20 protein-coding genes are annotated in these 18,752 nt (G+C 61.7%); 14 read left to right on the forward strand and 6 right to left on the reverse strand.

Going from position 1 to position 18,752, the window contains the following annotated elements; all coding sequences use genetic code 11:
- Window positions 1-4 precede the first annotated feature (4 nt).
- The 4 genes from FHT77_RS06055 (at window position 5) to FHT77_RS06070 (ending at window position 4,242) form a co-directional block, all read left to right on the forward strand.
- On the forward strand, window positions 5-1,543 hold the full coding sequence (locus FHT77_RS06055) for a di-heme oxidoredictase family protein (protein ID WP_183753394.1): 1,539 nt from the start codon (window positions 5-7) through the stop codon (window positions 1,541-1,543).
- Window positions 1,543-2,637: an imelysin family protein gene (locus FHT77_RS06060; RefSeq protein WP_183753396.1), complete on the forward strand. Its 1,095-nt coding sequence runs from the start codon at window positions 1,543-1,545 to the stop codon at window positions 2,635-2,637. The genes FHT77_RS06055 and FHT77_RS06060 overlap by 1 nt, the downstream gene beginning before the upstream one ends.
- A gap of 2 nt (window positions 2,638-2,639) precedes the next feature.
- Window positions 2,640-3,728: a DUF1513 domain-containing protein gene (locus tag FHT77_RS06065; protein WP_183753398.1), complete on the forward strand. Its 1,089-nt coding sequence runs from the start codon at window positions 2,640-2,642 to the stop codon at window positions 3,726-3,728.
- 61 nt (window positions 3,729-3,789) lie between these two features.
- Entirely contained in the window at window positions 3,790-4,242 is a 453-nt protein-coding gene (locus FHT77_RS06070) for a TspO/MBR family protein (protein ID WP_183753400.1), read from the forward strand.
- 81 nt (window positions 4,243-4,323) lie between these two features.
- Here FHT77_RS06070 and FHT77_RS06075 read toward each other — a convergent pair whose 3' ends face one another.
- A complete protein-coding gene (locus FHT77_RS06075) occupies window positions 4,324-5,382 on the reverse strand; it encodes a GH25 family lysozyme (RefSeq protein ID WP_183753402.1) in 1,059 nt (352 codons plus the stop codon).
- Between the two features lie 242 nt (window positions 5,383-5,624).
- On the opposite strand from FHT77_RS06075, the gene FHT77_RS06080 reads away from it, so the two are divergent.
- The 3 genes from FHT77_RS06080 (at window position 5,625) to guaA (ending at window position 8,359) form a co-directional block, all read left to right on the forward strand.
- A complete protein-coding gene (locus FHT77_RS06080; RefSeq protein ID WP_183753404.1) occupies window positions 5,625-6,068 on the forward strand; it encodes a PaaI family thioesterase in 444 nt (147 codons plus the stop codon).
- The gene (locus FHT77_RS06085) at window positions 6,065-6,703 is read left to right on the forward strand and encodes a 5'-methylthioadenosine/S-adenosylhomocysteine nucleosidase (RefSeq protein WP_016552405.1); all 639 of its coding nucleotides are present in this window, start codon (window positions 6,065-6,067) and stop codon (window positions 6,701-6,703) included. Before FHT77_RS06080 ends, FHT77_RS06085 begins: the two co-directional genes overlap by 4 nt.
- A 93-nt stretch (window positions 6,704-6,796) precedes the next feature.
- A complete protein-coding gene (guaA, locus tag FHT77_RS06090) occupies window positions 6,797-8,359 on the forward strand; it encodes a glutamine-hydrolyzing GMP synthase (RefSeq protein WP_183753406.1) in 1,563 nt (520 codons plus the stop codon).
- 32 nt (window positions 8,360-8,391) lie between these two features.
- Here the strand turns inward: guaA and FHT77_RS06095 are convergent, their stop codons facing one another.
- Window positions 8,392-8,955: a methylated-DNA--[protein]-cysteine S-methyltransferase gene (locus FHT77_RS06095; RefSeq protein ID WP_018855202.1), complete on the reverse strand. Its 564-nt coding sequence runs from the start codon at window positions 8,953-8,955 to the stop codon at window positions 8,392-8,394.
- A 200-nt stretch (window positions 8,956-9,155) separates the two neighbouring features.
- Here FHT77_RS06095 and FHT77_RS06100 point away from each other — a divergent pair, with 200 nt between their 5' ends.
- From FHT77_RS06100 to ybaK, 4 genes are all read left to right on the forward strand, one after another.
- Window positions 9,156-9,770: a 2'-5' RNA ligase family protein gene (locus FHT77_RS06100; RefSeq protein WP_183753408.1), complete on the forward strand. Its 615-nt coding sequence runs from the start codon at window positions 9,156-9,158 to the stop codon at window positions 9,768-9,770.
- Window positions 9,771-9,835: 65 nt separating this feature from the next.
- Window positions 9,836-10,891, forward strand: coding sequence for a succinylglutamate desuccinylase/aspartoacylase family protein (locus FHT77_RS06105; protein WP_183753410.1), 1,056 nt, complete (start codon window positions 9,836-9,838; stop codon window positions 10,889-10,891).
- The gene (locus tag FHT77_RS06110; protein ID WP_183753412.1) at window positions 10,892-11,242 is read left to right on the forward strand and encodes an ArsC family reductase; all 351 of its coding nucleotides are present in this window, start codon (window positions 10,892-10,894) and stop codon (window positions 11,240-11,242) included.
- 3 nt (window positions 11,243-11,245) lie between these two features.
- Entirely contained in the window at window positions 11,246-11,719 is a 474-nt protein-coding gene (gene ybaK, locus FHT77_RS06115) for a Cys-tRNA(Pro) deacylase (protein ID WP_016552399.1), read from the forward strand.
- A gap of 2 nt (window positions 11,720-11,721) precedes the next feature.
- Here ybaK and FHT77_RS06120 read toward each other — a convergent pair whose 3' ends face one another.
- Window positions 11,722-12,168, reverse strand: a complete 447-nt coding sequence (locus FHT77_RS06120; protein WP_246719664.1) for a MarR family winged helix-turn-helix transcriptional regulator — start codon at window positions 12,166-12,168, stop codon at window positions 11,722-11,724.
- A 77-nt stretch (window positions 12,169-12,245) separates the two neighbouring features.
- Here FHT77_RS06120 and FHT77_RS06125 point away from each other — a divergent pair, with 77 nt between their 5' ends.
- Window positions 12,246-12,962, forward strand: coding sequence for a glutathione S-transferase family protein (locus FHT77_RS06125; protein ID WP_183753416.1), 717 nt, complete (start codon window positions 12,246-12,248; stop codon window positions 12,960-12,962).
- A 117-nt stretch (window positions 12,963-13,079) separates the two neighbouring features.
- The gene (locus FHT77_RS06130) at window positions 13,080-14,333 is read left to right on the forward strand and encodes an aminopeptidase (RefSeq protein ID WP_183753418.1); all 1,254 of its coding nucleotides are present in this window, start codon (window positions 13,080-13,082) and stop codon (window positions 14,331-14,333) included.
- Here FHT77_RS06130 and FHT77_RS06135 read toward each other — a convergent pair.
- On the reverse strand, window positions 14,281-15,189 hold the full coding sequence (locus FHT77_RS06135) for an EamA family transporter (protein WP_183753420.1): 909 nt from the start codon (window positions 15,187-15,189) through the stop codon (window positions 14,281-14,283). The two genes, FHT77_RS06130 and FHT77_RS06135, sit on opposite strands and share 53 nt — an antisense overlap.
- Before the next feature lie 99 nt (window positions 15,190-15,288).
- Here FHT77_RS06135 and FHT77_RS06140 point away from each other — a divergent pair, with 99 nt between their 5' ends.
- Window positions 15,289-15,771: a MarR family winged helix-turn-helix transcriptional regulator gene (locus FHT77_RS06140; protein WP_183753422.1), complete on the forward strand. Its 483-nt coding sequence runs from the start codon at window positions 15,289-15,291 to the stop codon at window positions 15,769-15,771.
- A 66-nt stretch (window positions 15,772-15,837) separates the two neighbouring features.
- On the opposite strand, the gene FHT77_RS06145 is transcribed toward FHT77_RS06140, so the two are convergent.
- Window positions 15,838-16,947 (reverse strand): endonuclease/exonuclease/phosphatase family protein, encoded by a 1,110-nt coding sequence (locus tag FHT77_RS06145; protein WP_183753424.1) that lies wholly within the window; start codon window positions 16,945-16,947, stop codon window positions 15,838-15,840.
- Between the two features lie 86 nt (window positions 16,948-17,033).
- Window positions 17,034-18,623: an exodeoxyribonuclease VII large subunit gene (gene xseA / locus FHT77_RS06150; protein ID WP_183753426.1), complete on the reverse strand. Its 1,590-nt coding sequence runs from the start codon at window positions 18,621-18,623 to the stop codon at window positions 17,034-17,036.
- Between the last annotated feature and the right edge of the window lie 129 nt (window positions 18,624-18,752).

Consider the following 18,752-nt stretch of genomic DNA (forward strand, 5'->3'; position numbering starts at 1 on the left):
TCGGATGCCTTCCAGATTGGCTCGTCGTCTTGTCAGTTGCGCAGCATTTTGCGCCGCGATTGCCGGATTTTCGGTTGCGCTGGCATCCGGGTTCGATCTTCCGACGAAACGAGGCGACCTTTCCGAAGCGGATATGAAACGCGTCGCCGCGGTGACCCGGCCGACCACGGATTTTTCCAAGGCCGAGCAATACGAGACGATGCAGGCGGGCGGCGCCACGTCCATCGATCCGGTCACCGAGGATTCCTTTTCGCATATTTCCGCGACCATCCCCTTCGAGGAAGAGCAGCCGTTCCGCCTGGGAAACGCCCTCTTCAAGAAGCTCTGGGTTTCCGCTCCTTCCTCGACACAGGCCTCGGATGGCCTTGGGCCGCTCTTCAATGCCCGCTCCTGCATGAGCTGTCACGTAAACGACGGCCGTGGCACGCCGCCGGAAGACGGCGTCAGCGCCACCTCGATGTTCCTGCGCCTGTCGCGTCCCGCAGCCACGCCTGACGAACAGCGGGCAATTGCCAACGCCGAGATCGTCAACTTCCCTGATCCCGTTTACGGCCACCAGCTGCAGGATCTTGCGGTTCCGGGTCTGCCCTCCGAGGGCAAGATGGCGATCCGCTATTCCGAGGTGCCGGTCACACTTGCTGGCGGAGAGACGGTTTCGCTCCGCCGCCCGAGCTACGAGGTGACCAACCCAGGCTATGGCCCAATCGACCCGGCGACGACGATCTCGCCGCGCGTTGCGCCCGCGATGATCGGGCTCGGGCTGATCGAGGCCATCCCCGAAGCTGATATTCTGGCCCATGCCGATCCGGACGATACGAACGGCGATGGCATTCACGGCAAGGCGGCTGTTGTGCGCAACCATCGCACAGGCAAGATCGCGCTCGGCCGCTTCGGTTGGAAGGCGCAGAACGCAAGTGTGCGCGATCAGAGCGCGGATGCCTTCTCCAATGACATTGGCATTTCGACGCCGGACCAGCCTGACCCGCATGGCGATTGCACCGCAGCCGAGGCCAAGTGCAGGGAGATGCCGACCGGCGTGCAGAAACGGCTTGGCAAGGGGGAGGCCCCCGGCCCGATCCTCGACCTCGTGACCTTCTACTCTGCCAACCTGGCCGTCCCTGCCCGGCGAAAGGCGAGCTTCCCGGCGACCCTGCAGGGCAAAAAGATCTTCTACCAAAGCGGCTGCGTTTCCTGCCACGTGCCGAAGTTCGTCACCCGCCGGGACAGCGCCGACAAGGCCCAATCCTTCCAGCTGATCTGGCCCTATTCCGACTTCCTGCTGCACGATATGGGCGAAGGTCTCGCGGACGGACAACAAGTCGGGAGCGCCAACGGTCGTGAATGGCGCACGCCCCCACTATGGGGTATAGGTCTGACCCAGACTGTCAGCGGGCACAGCTTTTTCCTCCACGACGGCCGCGCCAGAAATCTCACCGAAGCGATTCTCTGGCATGGCGGCGAGGCTCAAAAAGCGCGTGACGCTTTCGCATCCCTGCCGAAGGATGATCGGCAGGCACTGATTACATTCCTGGAGTCCCTTTGATGCGCCTTTGGCAACCTCTTCTTCTCTCCTTGGCCCTTGCTACTTCTGCCTCCGCACAGACCCCCGCACCGCAAGCCGGCCTGAACGAGGAAGCGGTATCCGCGGTGATGCAGCGGGCAGTTGACGAGGTGATCCGCCCCGGCTATCGCAATGCCCAGCAATCGGCCGCACGCCTGACGACGGCGATGAAGGACCTCTGCGAAGACGCGACGCAGCAGAAGCTCGACAAGGCGAAGTCGGCTTTCGACGACACGATCCGCTATTGGTCGGTCATCGAGATCGTCCAGACAGGACCTGTCATTCAGGACAATCTCTTCGAGCACATCCTGTTTTATCCCGATCGCAAAGGGGTCGGCCTGAAGCAGGTTCAGGCGCTGATCGCCAAAGCCGATCCGAAGGACACCACGGTCGATGCGATCGCCGGCAAGAGTGTTGCGCTGCAGGGGCTCACTGCGCTTGAATACGTGCTCTACGGCACCGGCGCCGAAGACCTGACGACACAGAAAAATAGTTTCCGATGCCTCTATGGCGCAGCCGTCGCCGGCAACATTCAGCGCGAGGCCGGCGAGGTTGTCGCCGCCTGGGAAAAGCCCGACGGCGTGCAGGCGAGCTGGAAGCATCCCGGCCCGCAAAGCGCGGACTTCATGGATAACAAGGAAGCAGTGACGGCGCTACTCGGCATTCTCGTCCACGGCGCCGAAACGGTTCGCGATCAGCGTCTCGAGCAGTTCTACAAGGGCAAGGACAGCACGCCCCGCCCGCGCATGGCGATCTACTGGCGTTCCAAGAACACCTGGAAGTCGATGGCAGCCAATCTCGACGGACTGCGCACGCTCTGGCAGAAGGCCGGCATGGCCGAGCTTCTTCCCACCGACAAGAAACCACTTGCCGACGCGATCGATGCCAGCTTCAAGTCGCTGCTGGAAACCGTACCAAAGCTCAACCCCGATATCGAAGTCGCGACAAGCGATGCCGAGAAAGCAAAGCTGGATGCCCTTCTGGTCAGCACGCGTGAGCTGATTACCAAGATAAGCGACGACTACGGAGCGGCGATCGGCCTATCGGCTGGCTTCTCCTTCTCCGACGGCGACTGAACATGTGGAACAGCTCTGCGATTGATCGGCGCAGTTTCGTCAAGGCTGCCGGACTAACCTTCCTGGCGGCACTGCAGCCGCGCGCGCTGATGGCACTGGAGCGTGCAGATGCTGTTTATGCATCCGGTTTGCGGACGGCCGACGGATCCTATGCCATAGCCACGGTCTCGGAACGCGGTGAAATTATCGACCAGGTTGCGCTTCCCGCGCGGGCGCATGGCATGGCCTTCAGCCGGGCGACCGGAAAGACCGTCGCCTTTGCGCGTCGGCCCGGCACCTATGCGATGATCTTCGACCCGCGCGGCAAGAACGAGCCAATCACCATTGCCGCCGCCGAGGGACGCCATTTCTATGGTCATGGCGCCTTTTCACCAGATGGTCGGCTCCTTTATGCCAGCGAGAATGCCTACGACGCCAATCGCGGCGTGATCGGCCTTTACGACGCGACCGGTCGTTTCGATCGTATCGATGAATTCGAGACCTACGGTGTCGGTCCGCATGACATGACGGTGTCCGACGACGGGCGCATGCTGATCATTGCCAATGGCGGGATTGAAACGCATCCGGATTTCGGCCGCACCAAGCTCAATCTTTTCAATATGCAGCCTTCGCTGACGCTGATCGATGCGGCGACGGGATCGCTGATCGAAAAGCGCTCTCTGCCGTCGCAATGGGCACAACTCTCCACGCGTCACGTCGATGTCGACGATAGCGGCCGCATCTGGTTTGCGTGCCAGTACGAGGGTCACCGCAACGACCTGCCGCCGCTCGTCGGTTCCTTTGCAAAGGGAGAAGACCTGCGCTTCGTCGATCTGCCGGACGAAACCACGCGCCGCCTCGCCAACTATGTCGGCGCTATCGCCATCAACCGGGCAGATGGGCTCGTCGGCATCACCTCGCCCAAGGGCGGTGCATCCGTGACGATCGATGCGAAGAGCGGCCGCGTGCTGCGTGAAGCGGTCGTGCCTGACGCGGCTGGGATTGCAGCGGCCAAGACCGGCTTTGCCGTGTCATCCTATGATGGCGGGTTTTTATCAACGCGGAGCGACGTGGCCTGGGACCAGCATATCGTGCGTATTGCGGCCGTCTGAATTGTGCGCAAAAGATCGCTAGCGATCTGGTTGGAGGGTGCGCTCGCCCTATCTAGCGCGGATGAGCAGAGCCCTGACCTACGTCGTCTTCATCGCCATCGCGCTCGGCGGGGGCCTGACTGTCGGCGTCAACAATTTGCCCGGTGAATGGTATCAATCCCTCGCCAAGCCGCCGTTCAATCCACCTGATTGGATATTCGCCCCTGTGTGGCTCACCCTCTACGTTTTGATTGGTATTGCCGGTGCGCGGACATGGTTGCGCGGCCATCTCTCCGTCGGCATGCTGATCTGGGCCTGGCAGATGGTACTGAACTTTCTGTGGTCGCCGTTCTTTTTCGGCATGCGGATGCTCTCCGCCTCCCTGGTCGTCATCGTGCTGTTGCTGGGGCTAGTGATCGCCTTTGTCGTCAACCGCTGGAACGCCGACCGGGCAGCCGCGCTGCTTTTCATGCCCTATGCCATCTGGGTCGGTTTCGCGACGCTTCTCAACGCCTCGATCGTCTATCTGAACTGAAGCAGCGGCAGCGGGATCGTCGGTCGCGAGCCACGGAGGCTTCCGCCCGAAGGCAGACAACGAGAGCTCGTTTGCCGAATTCTAATCGGCTTTGGCGACCCAGTCGTGCCAGTCCGCTTCGCTGCCGTGGAAGACATTCAGGTCGATCCGGCCGTCAACGCCGTGCGAGATGCCGGAGCCTGAATACTGCCAGAACACCCAGCGGCGTCCGGGATAGACCTTGGAAGGGTGCGCCGCGACCGAACGCAGCCAGAAGGGATAGTTCAGGAAGGCTCCCTTCAGGTTGTCGCGATAGAAGTCCGGCGCGGTGTAGATGATCGGCCGCTGCCCGTAGTGCTGCTCCAGCTTGTCCATGAAGACCTGCATCTTCTCGCGAACCTTCTCGGGCGAGACTCGCCGCTTGCAGCTCGACTCGCCGTTCCATTCGACGTCGATGACCGGTGGCAAGGCCCCGGCTTCGCGGGGAACGTTGCGGATGAACCAGTCAGCCTGTTCGCCCGCCGTGCGGCACCAGTAGAAGAAGTGATAGGCCCCGCGTTTGATCCCGGCCTGCTTAGCGTCGCGCCAGTTCTTCCGGAACATCGGGTCGAGGTGATCGCCACCGTCGGTCGCCTTGATGTAAACGAAGTTCGCGCCCTGCGTCCTCAGCTTCTGCCAGTCGATATCGCCCTGCCAGCGCGAAACGTCGACACCATGGACGGCAAGCTTTCTTGGCGACGAGGAGCCGAAATTGATCGGTTTGACGTCGCGGAAACGATGGTTGTAGATCCGCGAGCGTGTCCGCGGCGCGTCGTCGATTTCGGGGGCCGTCGGCGTTAGCACGGCTGGCTGGACTGTTGCAACCGGCCTTTCCGAAGGCATGGGGGCGGCGGACACGCCTGCCTGCGGTTCGAAGGCTCGTGGCTGAGGAACCGGGCCGGCCCAGGCCAATTCTTCCTGTCTTGGCGCCGTTGCCGCAGGCGTTTCTGCGACATCCGCCGATGGCACCGGGCTTGCCGGCACAGGCGCGCTTGGGCGTGCAACCGAGCTGGTCGTCTCGCGGGACGGCACGCTCGCGACAAGGTCCGGCCCCAAGCTGGATGTGCAGCCGGACAGAGCAAGAGAAGCAAGAAAGAACGCTGGCGCAGCCGATAGACGCATTGAGAACCCGCACGCAAAACAATTGTCGATGGCAGGGAGCCGCCACCGGGGAACCATTGAAAGGCAATGGCTAATGGAAAATTACCAAAAAAGACTGAATCCAATCTTTACGCGCGGCACGGGACGCTTCGTCAGTCAGACAACATCCAGCGCGCAGAAACCTTCTGCCAACTGATTTCCGGGAACCGCTTGTCTGACGCGACGCACCATGCCACTTTCGCGCCGGCAAAAAAGGCAAAGCGATGACTGACAACGGCGACTTCCACGAGCGGATCCGAAGAAACTTTGCGCGCCAGGCGGCGCTGCAGACCATTGGCGCCGAGTTGACCCGCGTCGAGCGGGCAACGGTGGAAATCGAGCTGCCATTCGACGTCAAGCTCACCCAGCAGCACGGTATTTTGCATGCAGGCGTGATTTCCGCGGCGCTCGATTCCGCTTGTGGTTTTGCCGCTTATAGCGTCATTGACGCCGAAGCATCCATTCTGACGATCGAATTCAAGGTCAATCTGCTGTCGCCGGGCCGGGGCGAGCGTTTTCTGTTTCGCGGCGAGATCACCAAGCCGGGATCGAACATCATCGTCGCGGACGGGCGCGGCTACGCGATCGGCGACGGGCCGGCAAAGCTGATTGCTTCCATGACAAGCACCATGATGATCATCCGTGGCAGAGAGGGCATTTCGGGATGAAGTTTGAGCTGAAATCGGTCGCCGGCAAATCCATTCTATTCGTGATGGCGGCGGAGGCCGAATACGGTCCGTTCCTGCGCTCCCGCTTCGAGCCGCTGATGACCGGGGTCGGCCCCGTCGAGGCGGCTGTCGCCCTCACGCGGACACTGACGGAATTGGATAACGCGGACGACCTGCCACAACTCGTCGTCTCGCTCGGCTCGGCGGGCTCGTCCAAGCTTGAGCAGACCGAAGTCTACCAGGTCACGTCAGTCTCCTATCGCGACATGGACGCCTCGCCACTTGGTTTCGAAAAGGGGCGCACGCCTTTTCTCGATCTGCCCGCCGTCGTCGAATTGCCGCTGAGGATCCCGGGCATTGCCGAAGCAAGCCTCTCGACCGGTGGCAACGTCGTGTCCGGGCAGGCATACAGCGGCATCGCCGCCGACATGGTCGATATGGAGACCTTCGCAATCCTGCGTGCCTGCCAGGCCTATGGCCTGCCGCTAATCGGCCTGCGCGGGATTTCCGACGGTGTGGAGGAACTGCAGCACATTTCCGGTTGGACGGAATACCTGCATGTCGTCGACCGCAAGCTGTCTTATGCCGTCGACAGTCTGTTTACGGCACTGGAGGACGGCGTATTCTGGTTCTAACCCCTGCTAAACAGGGACAATCGGGACAATAAAATCCTCCAGCCAAGGATTTCGCGCATTGCAAGACCGGGTGCTTTTCATTAAAGGCTCGCCATGACCCAGACAGCACATCCAGACAGCGTTCTCATCGTCGATTTCGGCAGCCAGGTAACCCAGCTGATCGCACGCCGCGTGCGCGAAACGGGTGTCTACTGCGAGATCGTTCCCTTCCAGTCCGCCGAAGAAGGCTTCAAGCGCCTGCAGCCGAAGGCAGTGATCCTGTCCGGCAGCCCGGCCTCGACGGTGGATGAAGGCTCGCCCCGCGCGCCCCAGATCATATTCGACAGCGGCCTGCCCGTTTTCGGCATCTGCTACGGCCAGCAGACGATGTGCATGCAGCTCGGCGGCAAGGTCGAGAGCGGCCATCACCGCGAATTTGGCCGCGCCTTCCTCGAAGTCGACGAAGACAGCGCGCTGTTCGAAGGCCTCTGGTCAAAGGGTTCGCGCCATCAGGTGTGGATGAGCCACGGCGACCGCGTCACGGCGCTCCCCGAAGGTTTCGAGGTCGTCGCGACTTCACCGAACGCACCCTATGCCTTCATTGCCGACGAGAAGCGCAAATATTACGGCGTGCAGTTTCACCCGGAAGTCGTACACACGCCCGATGGCGCCAAGCTGATTGCCAACTTCATTCATAACATCGCCGGCATCAAGGGTGACTGGTCGATGTCGGCCTATCGCCAGAAGGCCGTCGAGGCGATCCGCGAACAGGTTGGCGACAAGCGCGTCCTCTGCGCCCTTTCGGGTGGCGTCGACAGCTCCGTTGCAGCGCTGCTGATCCACGAAGCCATCGGCGACAAGCTCACCTGCGTGCTCGTCGATCACGGCCTGATGCGCAAGGACGAGGCGGCCAACGTCGTCGCCATGTTCCGCGAACACTACAATCTGCACCTCATCCACGTTGACGCATCCGACAAGTTCATCGGCGAGCTGGAAGGGGTTTCCGACCCAGAGACCAAGCGCAAGATCATCGGCCGCCTGTTCATCGAAACCTTCGAGGAGGAAGCCAAGAAGCTCGGCGGCGCCGATTTCCTCGGCCAGGGCACGCTTTACCCCGACGTCATTGAAAGCGTTTCCTTCACCGGCGGCCCATCGGTGACGATCAAGTCGCACCACAACGTCGGCGGCCTGCCGGAGCGCATGAACATGCAGCTCGTCGAGCCGCTGCGCGAGCTCTTCAAGGACGAAGTGCGCGTCCTCGGCAAGGAGCTCGGCCTGCCGGACAGCTTCATCGGCCGCCATCCCTTCCCGGGTCCCGGCCTCGCGATCCGCTGCCCCGGCGGCATCACCCGCGAAAAGCTGGAAATTCTGCGCGAAGCCGACGCCATCTATCTCGACGAAATCCGCAAGGCCGGTCTCTACGACGCGATCTGGCAGGCGTTCGCCGTGCTGCTTCCCGTCCAGACCGTCGGCGTCATGGGCGACGGCCGCACCTACGAATTCGTCTGCGCACTGCGCGCCGTGACCTCGGTCGACGGCATGACGGCGGATTTCTACCATTACGACATGGAATTCCTCGGCCGCGCCGCCACCCGCATCATCAACGAAGTGCGCGGCATCAACCGCGTCGTCTACGATGTGACGTCGAAGCCGCCCGGCACGATCGAATGGGAATGATTTGAGAGTCGCCTCAATCGAGGCGACATCCATCAGAAATCAAGTGACTGCTGCACCGGCTTTGGCGGCGCCAGGCTAACGCCTTCGAGCTCCAACATCCTCTGCTTGGACGTTGAGCCGCCGGGCGCGGAGAAGCCTCCGATCTTGTTTCCGGCCGCTAGCACGCGATGGCAGGGGATGATCAAGGCGACCGGATTTTTCGCCATCGCCTGGCCGACGTCGCGGGCGGCCTCCGGCCCTACGCCGAGTTGCTTCGCGAGCGCACCGTAGGTGGTCGTGTGACCCCAGCCGATCTGGCGGGCAGCATCGTAAACCTGCCTGAAAAAGGCATCCTGACCAGCGAGATCGACCTTCACGGTTGAGAAGTCCGTCGGCTCTCCGCTGAAATAGCGCTTCACTGCGGCAACAGCTTCGGCAACGGCGGCCGTCGGCTTCGCCGGCTCGGCGCCGGGAATGCGGCGAAGGAGCAATCGCTCGGTTGCCTCGGCACTCGACGTCGGCAGCTGAAACCGCGTAATGCCGACATCATTCCAGGCGATGCCGCAGAAGCCACCGCTCGTCTCGAAAATCAGATAGTGATGCATTGCCTGTTGCATGGGTTATTGCCTCCCTGCTGCTCACTCCGAAGATCGTGCCGTCGCGGCCCGAATTCAACCCGTTTCTTGCGTCGCACGAGCTTGCTCCGGTCGATCGTTTCCCCTTGTGTTCTTTTTTTGTTCTTGTCATTTCAAGATCAAATGTTAGGCTCCCTGTCTTCGGTGAAGAATGAGAAACGGCCGTTGCCCAGGAGCCGATCATGCAAGAGGACTTGCAGGCATCTTTCGATTTCGCTTCGCCGAAGACGCGCCAGCAACCATCGCGCTTCGACCGGGAAAGCCTTTTCTTTGCGATTTTGCCGGACTCGCGATCGCTCGACGAATGCGTGGCGATCCAGCAGTGGCTGCAGCAGGATTACCTTCCCCTCGCATCGCCGCGTCCGCCGGCGGCCATACACGTCTCGCTCTATTGTGTCGGCAGGAGCGCCCGCATTCCCGAGGCAATCATCGCGGCGGCACGCCAGGCAGGAACGGCGATCGATGCGTGTCAGTTCGAGCTCGCCTTCGACCATGTCATCACATTCCTGCTGCCGCAGGACAACGCGATCGTGCTGGCCGGCAATGGCGGACGGGAACTGTTGCGACAACTGCATGTGCAGATCGCGATCGAGATGCACCGGTTGGGTGCAGACGCCAATCTGAACCCGAACTTTCAGCCGCATGCCACGCTCCTCTACGACAAGGACGTGGTGCCGCGGATCGCCCTGCAGAAGCCAATCGTGATGGCTGCGCGCGAATTCGTTCTGCTACACAATCGCCGGGTTGAAGCAGGCTACGAAGAGCTCGGGCGCTGGCCGCTCCATGCGCGCGGATAACACCTTGCCTCCGGCTATCGAACTCGCTTAAAGCTCCTGCGACAAGGCATGAAGCGGAGAACGACATGAACACGTCCGAGATCATTATTGCCGGCGACACGGCGGGTATCGAGTGGCGTTTGCCGGTTCTTCGTTTCAAGGGCAGCGATCCCAAGGCACCGAAGGTCTACATTCAGGCGGCTCTCCACGCCAACGAGCTGCCGGGCACGGCGTTGGTTCACTTCCTGTGTGAAAGACTGCGCCAGTCGGAAAACGCCGGTCAGATCAAGAGCGACATCATCGTCGTCCCGCATGCCAACCCGATCGGCGCGGCCCAGTCGCATTTCGGCGAGCTTCAGGGCCGCTTCGATCTTGGATCACGGACCAATTTCAATCGCGAGTTTCCGCTGATCTCGGTGAAGGATCGCGACGGGTTGCTTGAGGGCCTCGAGAACCGTTCCGCCATCGACAAGCTGAAGCGCCAGCTGCTGCACATGGCGCTCGGCTGCGATCTGGTGATCGACCTGCATTGTGATGATGAGTCGCTGCAATACGCCTACATCGACGAGGCCTTCTGGCCGGAGGCAGCCGATCTCGCCTCAGCGATGGATATGGAAGCGGTTCTCCTCTCCGATGGCGAGAGCTCCGCCTTCGAGGAGGCCGTCGGTTTTGCCTGGAAATACGAGACGCCGGAGAAACAATCGCGCCTGCCCCGGAAACTGTCCGTCACCGTCGAGCTTCGCGGCCGCCGTGATGTCTATCCCGAGATGGCGAAGAAGGATGCCGATGGATTGTGGAAATTCCTGGCGAGCCGCGGCGCAATCGATGCCGCCGTCTCGCTGCCCGCCTTCGATGGTCCCGCCGTACCGCTCGATAATATCGAGATCGTCCGTGCGCCGGAGGCCGGCACGGTTCTCTTCCACCACAATATCGGCGAATGGGTTGGCGAAGGCGATGTGCTTGCTACGCTCATCACCCGCCCCGGCATGGCTGACGGCAGCCTCGAGATTCGTGCGCCGCAGGCCGGCCTGATCGTGACCCGCAGCTCCGAGCGGTTGGTTCGCCGCCGCGCCGACCTGATGAAGATTGCTTGCAAGACTGCCAGCAAGGCAACGCGCAAGCCTGGAACGCTGGAGGACTAAGTGACCGTCACCATTTACGGCATCAAGAACTGCGACACCATGAAGAAGGCCAGAACCTGGCTGGAAGAGCATGACGTCGGCTACCAGTTCCATGACTACAAGGCCGTCGGAATCGATCGCGCCCACCTGCAGGCATGGACGAAGCAAGCCGGTTGGGAAACCGTGCTCAACCGGGCCGGCACGACCTTTCGTAAGCTGCCCGAGGCCGAGCGCGAAAATCTCGACGAGGGCAAGGCAATCGCTCTGATGCTGGAGCAGCCGTCGATGATCAAGCGGCCGGTTGTGGAGGCAGACGGCAAGTTGCTCATCGGCTTCAAGCCCGAGATCTACGGCAGCTTCTTCAAGGCCTGATCGATGTCGAAAACTACGCGCGCCACGCAGGTTCTGAGCCAAGCCGGAATTGCCTTCACGGTCCATACCTACGACTATGATCCGAACGCGGAGCGCGTCGGCCTGCAGGCGGCAGAAGCGCTTGGCGAGGAGCCGCATCGCGTGTTGAAGACGCTGATGGCGGAGGTCGACGGCAAGGCGGTCTGCGTCGTCGTGCCGTCGGATCGTGAAGTCAGCATGAAGAAGCTCGCTAGCGCGTTCGGCGGAAAGTCCGCCAACATGATGAAGCCCGCCGATGCCGAGCGCCTGACTGGCTACCACGTCGGCGGCATCAGCCCGTTCGGACAGAAGAAGCTTGTGCCGACGGCAATCGAAGAGGCGGCGCTTGCCGAGGCGCAGGTTTATATCAATGGCGGACAACGCGGCCTACAGGTTCGGCTTGACCCGAAGGACGCGTTGAAGACGCTGAAGGCCGCAGCGGCACCGCTCATTGCCTGATCTCAGCTGAAGCGTGCCAGCAGAGAACCGAGCGTCGCGGCATCGGCCTTGCTCAGCTTTGCGCCGAAGTTGGCCTCGATAGCCTTGGCATAGACCGTCCACATGCGCTTCTGCAGTGCCCACCCCTTCTCGGTAACGACCACCCACTGCCCGCGCCCGTCCCGGTCGAACGTCTGGCGCTGCACCAGCCCCGCCTTCTCGAGGCGGTCGATCAGTCGCGAGAGATTGTATTGGGCGAGCAACGTCCGCTCTTCGATCTCGAACGGCCGCAACCTGCCCTCCGGCGAGCGCACCAGTTCCCAGAGCACGTCGTACCAGCCGAGCGGCGGAAGCTCGGCCGACTTGAGATCCGCTTCGATCTGACCGAGCAGTCGCTGCTGCGCGCGCATCAGCCCGATCCAGGCATCGACCGCCGCATCGGAGGGCGTCGTTTCGTTCTTTTCGTTCATACATGCATTTACATCTACCTTGAACCCCGGCGCAACAGCTACTACATGCACTTGCATCTACAATGGAGATGCCCACTATGGATCATTTGCCACTTCAAGCACCGGGTTCGGCTCTGCTGCTTGTCAGCCACCACCTTTGCCCGTACGTGCAGCGCGCCGCGATCGCGCTGGCGGAGAAGGGAGTACCCTTCGAGCGAATCAACATTGATCTCGCAGACAAGCCCGGCTGGTTTCTTGAGATTTCGCCGCTCGGCAAGGTTCCCCTACTCTGCGTCAGCAACAGCGACGGCAGTCATGAGGTACTTTTTGAGAGCAGCGTGATCTGCGAGTATCTGGAAGAGACGCAGGATGGCGCCCGCCTTCATCCGGCCGATCCATTGACGCGCGCCCGCCACCGCGGCTGGATGGAGTTCGGCTCTTCGATCCTGTCCGACCTCTGGGTCTACGAGACGACGCAGGACCGCGCCCAACTAGAGGCGAAACGGCAAGTCCTTGCATCGAAGTTCGCGACCATCGAAACGGAACTGAAGAGCGGCCCCTACTTCGCGGGCGACAGCTTAAGTCTGGTCGATGCGGTGTTCGCGCCGATCTTTCGCTACTTCGACGTTTTCGACACCATCGGCGACAGCGGCATCTTTGCCCGCCTGCCCCGCGTTCAGGCCTGGCGGAAAGTATTGTCAGAGACGCCGAGCGTGAAGGCAGCGGTCGGGCCTGACTATGCCGATCGGCTGATGGCCTTCCTGAAGCGCCACGATGCGGTACTGTTGCAGCAGCCATCCGTTTCGGCCGCCTAATCCCGGCATAAGCCGGTGGCGGCAAAGAGCTGCCATCGGTTGACAAGCAACTTCAATTTCGCCGCAAAGGGGTCTAAGTCTACCGGCCAATCCGTTTTGTTCGAGGAGTGACCGATCATGAATTTCATGCCGCAAAGCCAGACCTCAGTCGATCCCGTAAAGCTTGAAAAGCTGGCGGAGGTGGCCGTCAAGGTCGGGCTGCAGTTGCAGACGGGCCAGGACCTCGTGATCACGGCCCCGGTCGTCGCCCTGCCCCTCGTGCGCCTGATTACCAAGCATGCCTACATGGCGGGTGCCGGGCTGGTGACGGCATTCTATTCCGACGAGGAGTCGACGCTCGCGCGCTACAGATACGGCAGCGATCAGAGCTTCGATCGCGCATCCGATTGGCTCTATGACGGCATGGCAAAGACTTATGCAAAGGGCACCGCCCGGCTTGCCGTTTCAGGCGACAATCCGATGCTGCTTTCGGAACAGGATCCGGCAAAGGTTGGTCGCGCCAATCGGGCGAACTCGGCGGCCTACAAGCCGGCGCTGGAGAAGATCTCGAATTTCGACATCAACTGGAACATCGTCTCTTACCCCAATCCGTCCTGGGCAGCGCTGGTCTTCCCTGACGATCCGGAAGCGATCGCGGTTGCCAAGCTCGCCAAGGCGATCTTTGCGGCGTCGCGCGTCGATGTCGAAGACCCAATCGCCGCCTGGGCTGAGCACAATGCCAATCTTGCCAAACGCTCACACTGGCTGAATGGGGAGCGCTTCGCTTCCTTGCACTTCACAGGGCCCGGCACCGATCTGACGGTCGGCCTTGCCGACGGCCACGAGTGGCATGGCGGCTCGTCGACCGCCAAGAACGGCATCACCTGCAATCCGAACATTCCAACCGAGGAGGTCTTCACGACGCCGCATGCGCTCAAGGTCGAGGGCCATGTTTCGAGCACCAAGCCGCTGTCCCATCAGGGCACGCTGATCGACAATATCCGGGTTCGCTTCGAAGGCGGCCGGATCGTCGAAGCGAAGGCCTCGCGTGGCGAGGAAGTGCTGAACAAGGTGCTGGATACCGACGAGGGGGCACGGCGGCTCGGCGAAGTGGCGCTGGTACCGCATTCATCACCGATCTCAGCGAGCGGCATTCTGTTCTACAACACACTGTTCGACGAGAACGCCTCGTGCCACATCGCGCTCGGCCAATGCTATTCGAAATGCTTCGTCAATGGCGCCAGCCTGACGCAGGAGCAGATCAAGGCCCAAGGCGGCAACTCGAGCCTGATCCACATCGACTGGATGATCGGCTCCGGCCAGGTCGATATCGACGGCGTCAGGCCAGACGGCTCGCGGGTTCCGGTGATGCGTCAGGGCGAGTGGGCCTGACCGACATTGCGCGCTGACTGAGCCAGACGCTCGCGAGCACCATTGCGAAGCCGACGAGCTGCGCGGGCGTCAGGCTTTGTCCAAGAGCCAGCCAACCCAGCAGGGTGGCTGTGACCGGACTAAGGAAGCCCAATGAGGCCGCGGCGGACGGCTCGATGCGCGCGAGCCCCCGAAACCACAGAAGATAGGTGAAGGCTGCGCCGATCAGGCCAAGATAGGCCATGCCGAGGACATTGGCTGTAGTCGGCACCGGCAGCGCGGGTTCAAGGAAGAATGCGACGGGCGCGAGCAGGATGCCGCCCGCCGTCAGCTGCCATGCGGTAAAGGCAAGATTTGAGACCGGCGGAGCCCATCGTCGCGTCAGCACCGTGCCGAACGCCATCGAGACCGCACCCGCGATGCCGGCGACGACGCCGATCGGGTCGAGCGCCGCGTTGGGCGTGAGCACCAGCAGTGCGACGCCCGTCATCCCGATCAGCCCGGCACCCACGGCAAGAGCATGGATCGGCTTGCCGAGGAAGATGCGCGACAGCAGAATGACGATCAGCGGCTGAATGGCCCCAACCGTCGCGGCAACGCCGCCTGGCAACCGATAGGCAGACACAAACAGCATTGCCCAGAAGAACGAGAAATTGAGGCCGCCGAGCAAAAACACGCGAGCCCACCAGATCCCTTGCGGCAGTTGCCGGACGACCGCAAGCAGCAGAAGCCCGGCCGGCAAGGCGCGCAGGAAAGCGACCGTCAGTGGATATCCGTGCGGCAGGAAGGATGTCGTCACGAAATAGGTGCTGCCCCAGATCGTTGGCGCCAGCGCCGTGATCAGGACATCGGAAAGAGGCGTTCTAATTGTCTTCATCTCAAGAATCTCTATATCAAGATAAATATAATCTAGTGCCATTTATCTTGACGTCAAGAGACATGGTGATAACAGTCTCCCGGAAGAATGGGCTGGCCGATGGATCGCGTCGACAAGATACTTGCACAATGGAAAAGGGAGCGCCCCGACCTTGATACCGAGGCGATGGGCATCATGGGTCGGCTGAAACGGCTGACGACGCATCTCGCCCGCGAGGTGGACCAGGTGTTGCAGCAGCAGGGACTGTCCTCCTCGTCCTTCGATGTGCTGGCAACCCTCAGACGTTCGGGCGCGCCGTATCGGCTCTCACCGGGCGATCTGCTCTCCATGACGATGGTCAGCTCCGGCACCATGACCAACCGGATCGACCAGTTGGAGAAAGCCGGGCTGGTCGAGCGCGTTCTCAATCCCGACGACCGGCGAAGCGTCCTCATCGCCCTGACCGAAGCGGGACTTGCCGCCGTGGAAAGCGCAGTCGGTCTGCACGTCGCAAATCAGCAACGCTTGACGCAGGGCTTCAGCGCCGAGGAGAAAGCGCAGCTTGACGCCTTGCTGCGCAAGTTTCTGGCGACATTCGAGTAGCCGGACCAGCCGCCCTCCTCGCGTGTACCCTTGGCATCGGTGGGAAGCGGCCTCCTTGCTTTGGCCTCAGATGTTCAGGTCGACCCAGATCGCGGCATGATCGGACGCCGCGTGTTTTGGCTCGGTGAGTTCCGGATACGTCTCCCAGCGTCTCGGCCGGCTTCCGGGCCAGGCGCCTTTGCGGAAGACGCCGCCGCGCTCGACCTTGTCGAAAAGCTTCGGCGACAGGAGGAGGTAGTCGATCTTGTTGCCGGCGTTGCCAAGGCCGAAGGTGCCGGGAAAACCGCCGTCGTCGAACGCGGGATGTGTAAAGGCGTCCCGGAGCGTGCTCTCTTTCAGCGGAGTCAGCGGAGCGCTGTCTGGTGTGTCGTTCAGGTCACCAATCAGCGCGACATGGTCGAACCCTTCGGCGATGCGCTTCTCGTAGATGTCCCGAGCTCGTTGCGCTTGCGCATGCCGGCGAGCATCGGAGGACTGGGCGCTCCCGAAACCCTTGCTCTTGAAATGATTGACCATGACAAGCAGCGTCACCCCTGCAGGCGTGGTCACGTAGTACTCCGGGCAATCGCGGGAGAAGATCGGGTTGCCTGCCGCAACCCGATCGTCGACGTGGCTGCGCATGATATCGAGGACGAAGCCGTTGCGCGTCAGGAGCCCGACATCGATCCCCCGCTCATCGTTGCCATCGATGACCATGACCTGATTGAAAGGCATACCGCCAACAGCCGGCAACACCTGCATATTGAACGCCGTAAGGACCGGCCGACTTTCGACTTCCACAATCCCCAGAATATCGGCGTCGAGGTCGCTCATGACGCGTGCGGTATTTTGCATGGCGATTTCATTGATCGGCTCGTCTCGCAGCTCGAGCGACCCGACCCAATCGATGCGACCATTGGCCGTTATCACAACGCCGCCAGTCCTTGGCCGCTTCAGAAGATTGCCCCGGTTGCGACGAAGAATGACAAAGGGGCCGGTATCGCTCTCCTCCATGCCGAGCTCGATGATCAAGGTGGCCATGCGGGCTTTGTCGGCGCTGCTGTAGGTGACCTGCCCCAGCAATTGCTGCAATTCTGCAAAGCGGTCCAGAACGACTCGCCCCTCCGCCCAGGTGTCCAGGTTCATGGCCTTTGCGCGGTCGAACAGGTTTTCGACATTGAACGATGCAAGCCTCATGTTTCTCCCTCCCATTTATCGAGAGGTTGGCACGCATATGTTGCATTTCCATGATGTCCGCGCGACATTCAGCGGCTGATGACCACCTAGAATAGGCTTCCCTGCTTTGGCGGCGCCTGCTCGTCGTGCGGTTTCGCGGCTCGTTTCTTCTGCGCGGAGGAGGACGCGCCCCCGTCCGTCGTCACCGCGCCGACACGACCATCCGCAAACTCGATCGAGATGCCTGTCCCCGACGCCAACATCGCCGCCTGCGACACGGGCCTGTTCTCGTCGTCCCGGATAACCGCGTAGCCTCGCTTCAGCACGTTCTTGTAAGATAGGGACTGCAGTACACGATCTTGAGCCGTGAGCTCACCGCGTGCCCGCGTTAGCTGATGCCTGACAGCGGTGTCGGCGTGACGTGACAGATTGGCCAGGTGATCACGCTGGCGCGCCGTCTGCGTCTTCAGGCGCGCCGGCAGCGTCGCAAAAATCGCGTCCGCACGGCCAACCCGCGATTTCGAGCGGTCGAGAAGACGCTCGATCGTCCGCTCCGCGCGCGTCATACGTTCGTTCAGATATTGGCGCCGCTCCGTAATGCGGTTCGACAGGACATCGGGCCGCAAATGCGCGGCGATCCGCTCAAAACTACGGCGCTTATTGATCGTGTTGAGTTCGAGACCGCGGCCAAGACCGGCGGCCGCCTCATCGAACCGGCGCCGCGGCAGGGCCAAGAGCTGATCCAGAGAAGGCAGCGCGCGGACGAGAGCCCGAACCGACTGGCGATGATGGTCCATGCGGCGGTTCATACACCCCTGCAGGCGCGCGGCGAGTGCTGCTGTCTGCGCCCCCAGTTCGGCCTTCACCGGAACCGCCATCTCGGCCGCTCCGGTCGGCGTCGGTGCGCGCACATCTGCGGCGTAGTCGATCAGCGTCCAGTCAGTTTCGTGTCCGACCGCCGAGACCAGCGGGATCTGGCTCTCGGCAGCGGCACGCACAACGATTTCGTCGTTAAAGCTCCAGAGATCTTCAAGGCTGCCGCCGCCACGGGCGACAATCAGAACGTCCGGGCGCGGCATGTCCCCACCAGGCTCGAAGCTGTTGAAGCCTCTGATGGCGTTGGCGATCTCTTCGCCGGAACCGTCGCCTTGGACCTTGACGGGCCAGACGATGACATGAACCGGGAAACGATCGGAGATGCGGTGGAGAATGTCGCGAATGACCGCGCCCGTCGGCGAGGTCACGACGCCGATCACCTTCGGCATGAAGGGTAGCCGCCGCTTGCGGGACTGGTCGAAGAGCCCCTCGGCGCCAAGCCTGCGCTTGCGTTCCTCGATGAGCGCCATCAGCGCGCCCGCGCCGGCCGGTTCCAGCGTTTCGATAACGATCTGATATTTCGATGAGCCGGGGAATGTCGTCACCTTGCCGGTGGCGATCACCTCCATCCCTTCTTCGGGACGGAATTTCAGCCTGGAGAAATTGCCCTTCCAGACGACGGCATCGATACGCGCGCGGTCATCCTTCAAGGAAAAATAGGCGTGGCCGGAAGAGTGGGGCCCTCTGTAGCCGGAAATTTCGCCCCGCACACGCACCTGGTCGAAGGCAGTCTCGACGGTGCGCTTGATCGAGCCGGAAAGCTCCGAAACCGAATACTCGGCAAGATTGCTCGGCGAATCATTCTCGAAGACATTGCTCATGGTCCTGTTCTAGCCGATGCGGCGGCAAAGAGCAGCCCTTGTCTTCGTAGGCATTCTGCGCACTCAGCCATTTGCCGCATGCTAGTCTGGCGGTATTACAAAAAACCAGGCGCAAGGCCGCTTAATCGG

This window comes from Rhizobium sp. BK181, assembly GCF_014193305.1.
Taxonomy (GTDB): Bacteria; Pseudomonadota; Alphaproteobacteria; order Rhizobiales; family Rhizobiaceae; genus Rhizobium.

Excerpts from the sequence above, each read along its gene's own strand:
- guaA (WP_183753406.1), top strand. The coding sequence starts at position 6,797 with ATGACCCAGACAGCACATCCAGACAGCGTTCTCATCGTCGATTTCGGC.
- FHT77_RS06135 (WP_183753420.1), bottom strand. The coding sequence starts at position 15,189 with ATGAAGACAATTAGAACGCCTCTTTCCGATGTCCTGATCACGGCGCTG.
- FHT77_RS06055 (WP_183753394.1), top strand. The coding sequence starts at position 5 with ATGCCTTCCAGATTGGCTCGTCGTCTTGTCAGTTGCGCAGCATTTTGC.
- FHT77_RS06130 (WP_183753418.1), top strand. The coding sequence starts at position 13,080 with ATGAATTTCATGCCGCAAAGCCAGACCTCAGTCGATCCCGTAAAGCTT.
- FHT77_RS06125 (WP_183753416.1), top strand. The coding sequence starts at position 12,246 with ATGGATCATTTGCCACTTCAAGCACCGGGTTCGGCTCTGCTGCTTGTC.
- FHT77_RS06060 (WP_183753396.1), top strand. The coding sequence starts at position 1,543 with ATGCGCCTTTGGCAACCTCTTCTTCTCTCCTTGGCCCTTGCTACTTCT.
- FHT77_RS06120 (WP_246719664.1), bottom strand. The coding sequence starts at position 12,168 with ATGAACGAAAAGAACGAAACGACGCCCTCCGATGCGGCGGTCGATGCC.
- FHT77_RS06065 (WP_183753398.1), top strand. The coding sequence starts at position 2,640 with ATGTGGAACAGCTCTGCGATTGATCGGCGCAGTTTCGTCAAGGCTGCC.
- xseA (WP_183753426.1), bottom strand. The coding sequence starts at position 18,623 with ATGAGCAATGTCTTCGAGAATGATTCGCCGAGCAATCTTGCCGAGTAT.
- ybaK (WP_016552399.1), top strand. The coding sequence starts at position 11,246 with ATGTCGAAAACTACGCGCGCCACGCAGGTTCTGAGCCAAGCCGGAATT.
- FHT77_RS06105 (WP_183753410.1), top strand. The coding sequence starts at position 9,836 with ATGAACACGTCCGAGATCATTATTGCCGGCGACACGGCGGGTATCGAG.
- FHT77_RS06100 (WP_183753408.1), top strand. The coding sequence starts at position 9,156 with ATGCAAGAGGACTTGCAGGCATCTTTCGATTTCGCTTCGCCGAAGACG.
- FHT77_RS06075 (WP_183753402.1), bottom strand. The coding sequence starts at position 5,382 with ATGCGTCTATCGGCTGCGCCAGCGTTCTTTCTTGCTTCTCTTGCTCTG.
- FHT77_RS06095 (WP_018855202.1), bottom strand. The coding sequence starts at position 8,955 with ATGCAACAGGCAATGCATCACTATCTGATTTTCGAGACGAGCGGTGGC.
- FHT77_RS06145 (WP_183753424.1), bottom strand. The coding sequence starts at position 16,947 with ATGAGGCTTGCATCGTTCAATGTCGAAAACCTGTTCGACCGCGCAAAG.
- FHT77_RS06080 (WP_183753404.1), top strand. The coding sequence starts at position 5,625 with ATGACTGACAACGGCGACTTCCACGAGCGGATCCGAAGAAACTTTGCG.
- FHT77_RS06070 (WP_183753400.1), top strand. The coding sequence starts at position 3,790 with ATGAGCAGAGCCCTGACCTACGTCGTCTTCATCGCCATCGCGCTCGGC.
- FHT77_RS06140 (WP_183753422.1), top strand. The coding sequence starts at position 15,289 with ATGGATCGCGTCGACAAGATACTTGCACAATGGAAAAGGGAGCGCCCC.
- FHT77_RS06085 (WP_016552405.1), top strand. The coding sequence starts at position 6,065 with ATGAAGTTTGAGCTGAAATCGGTCGCCGGCAAATCCATTCTATTCGTG.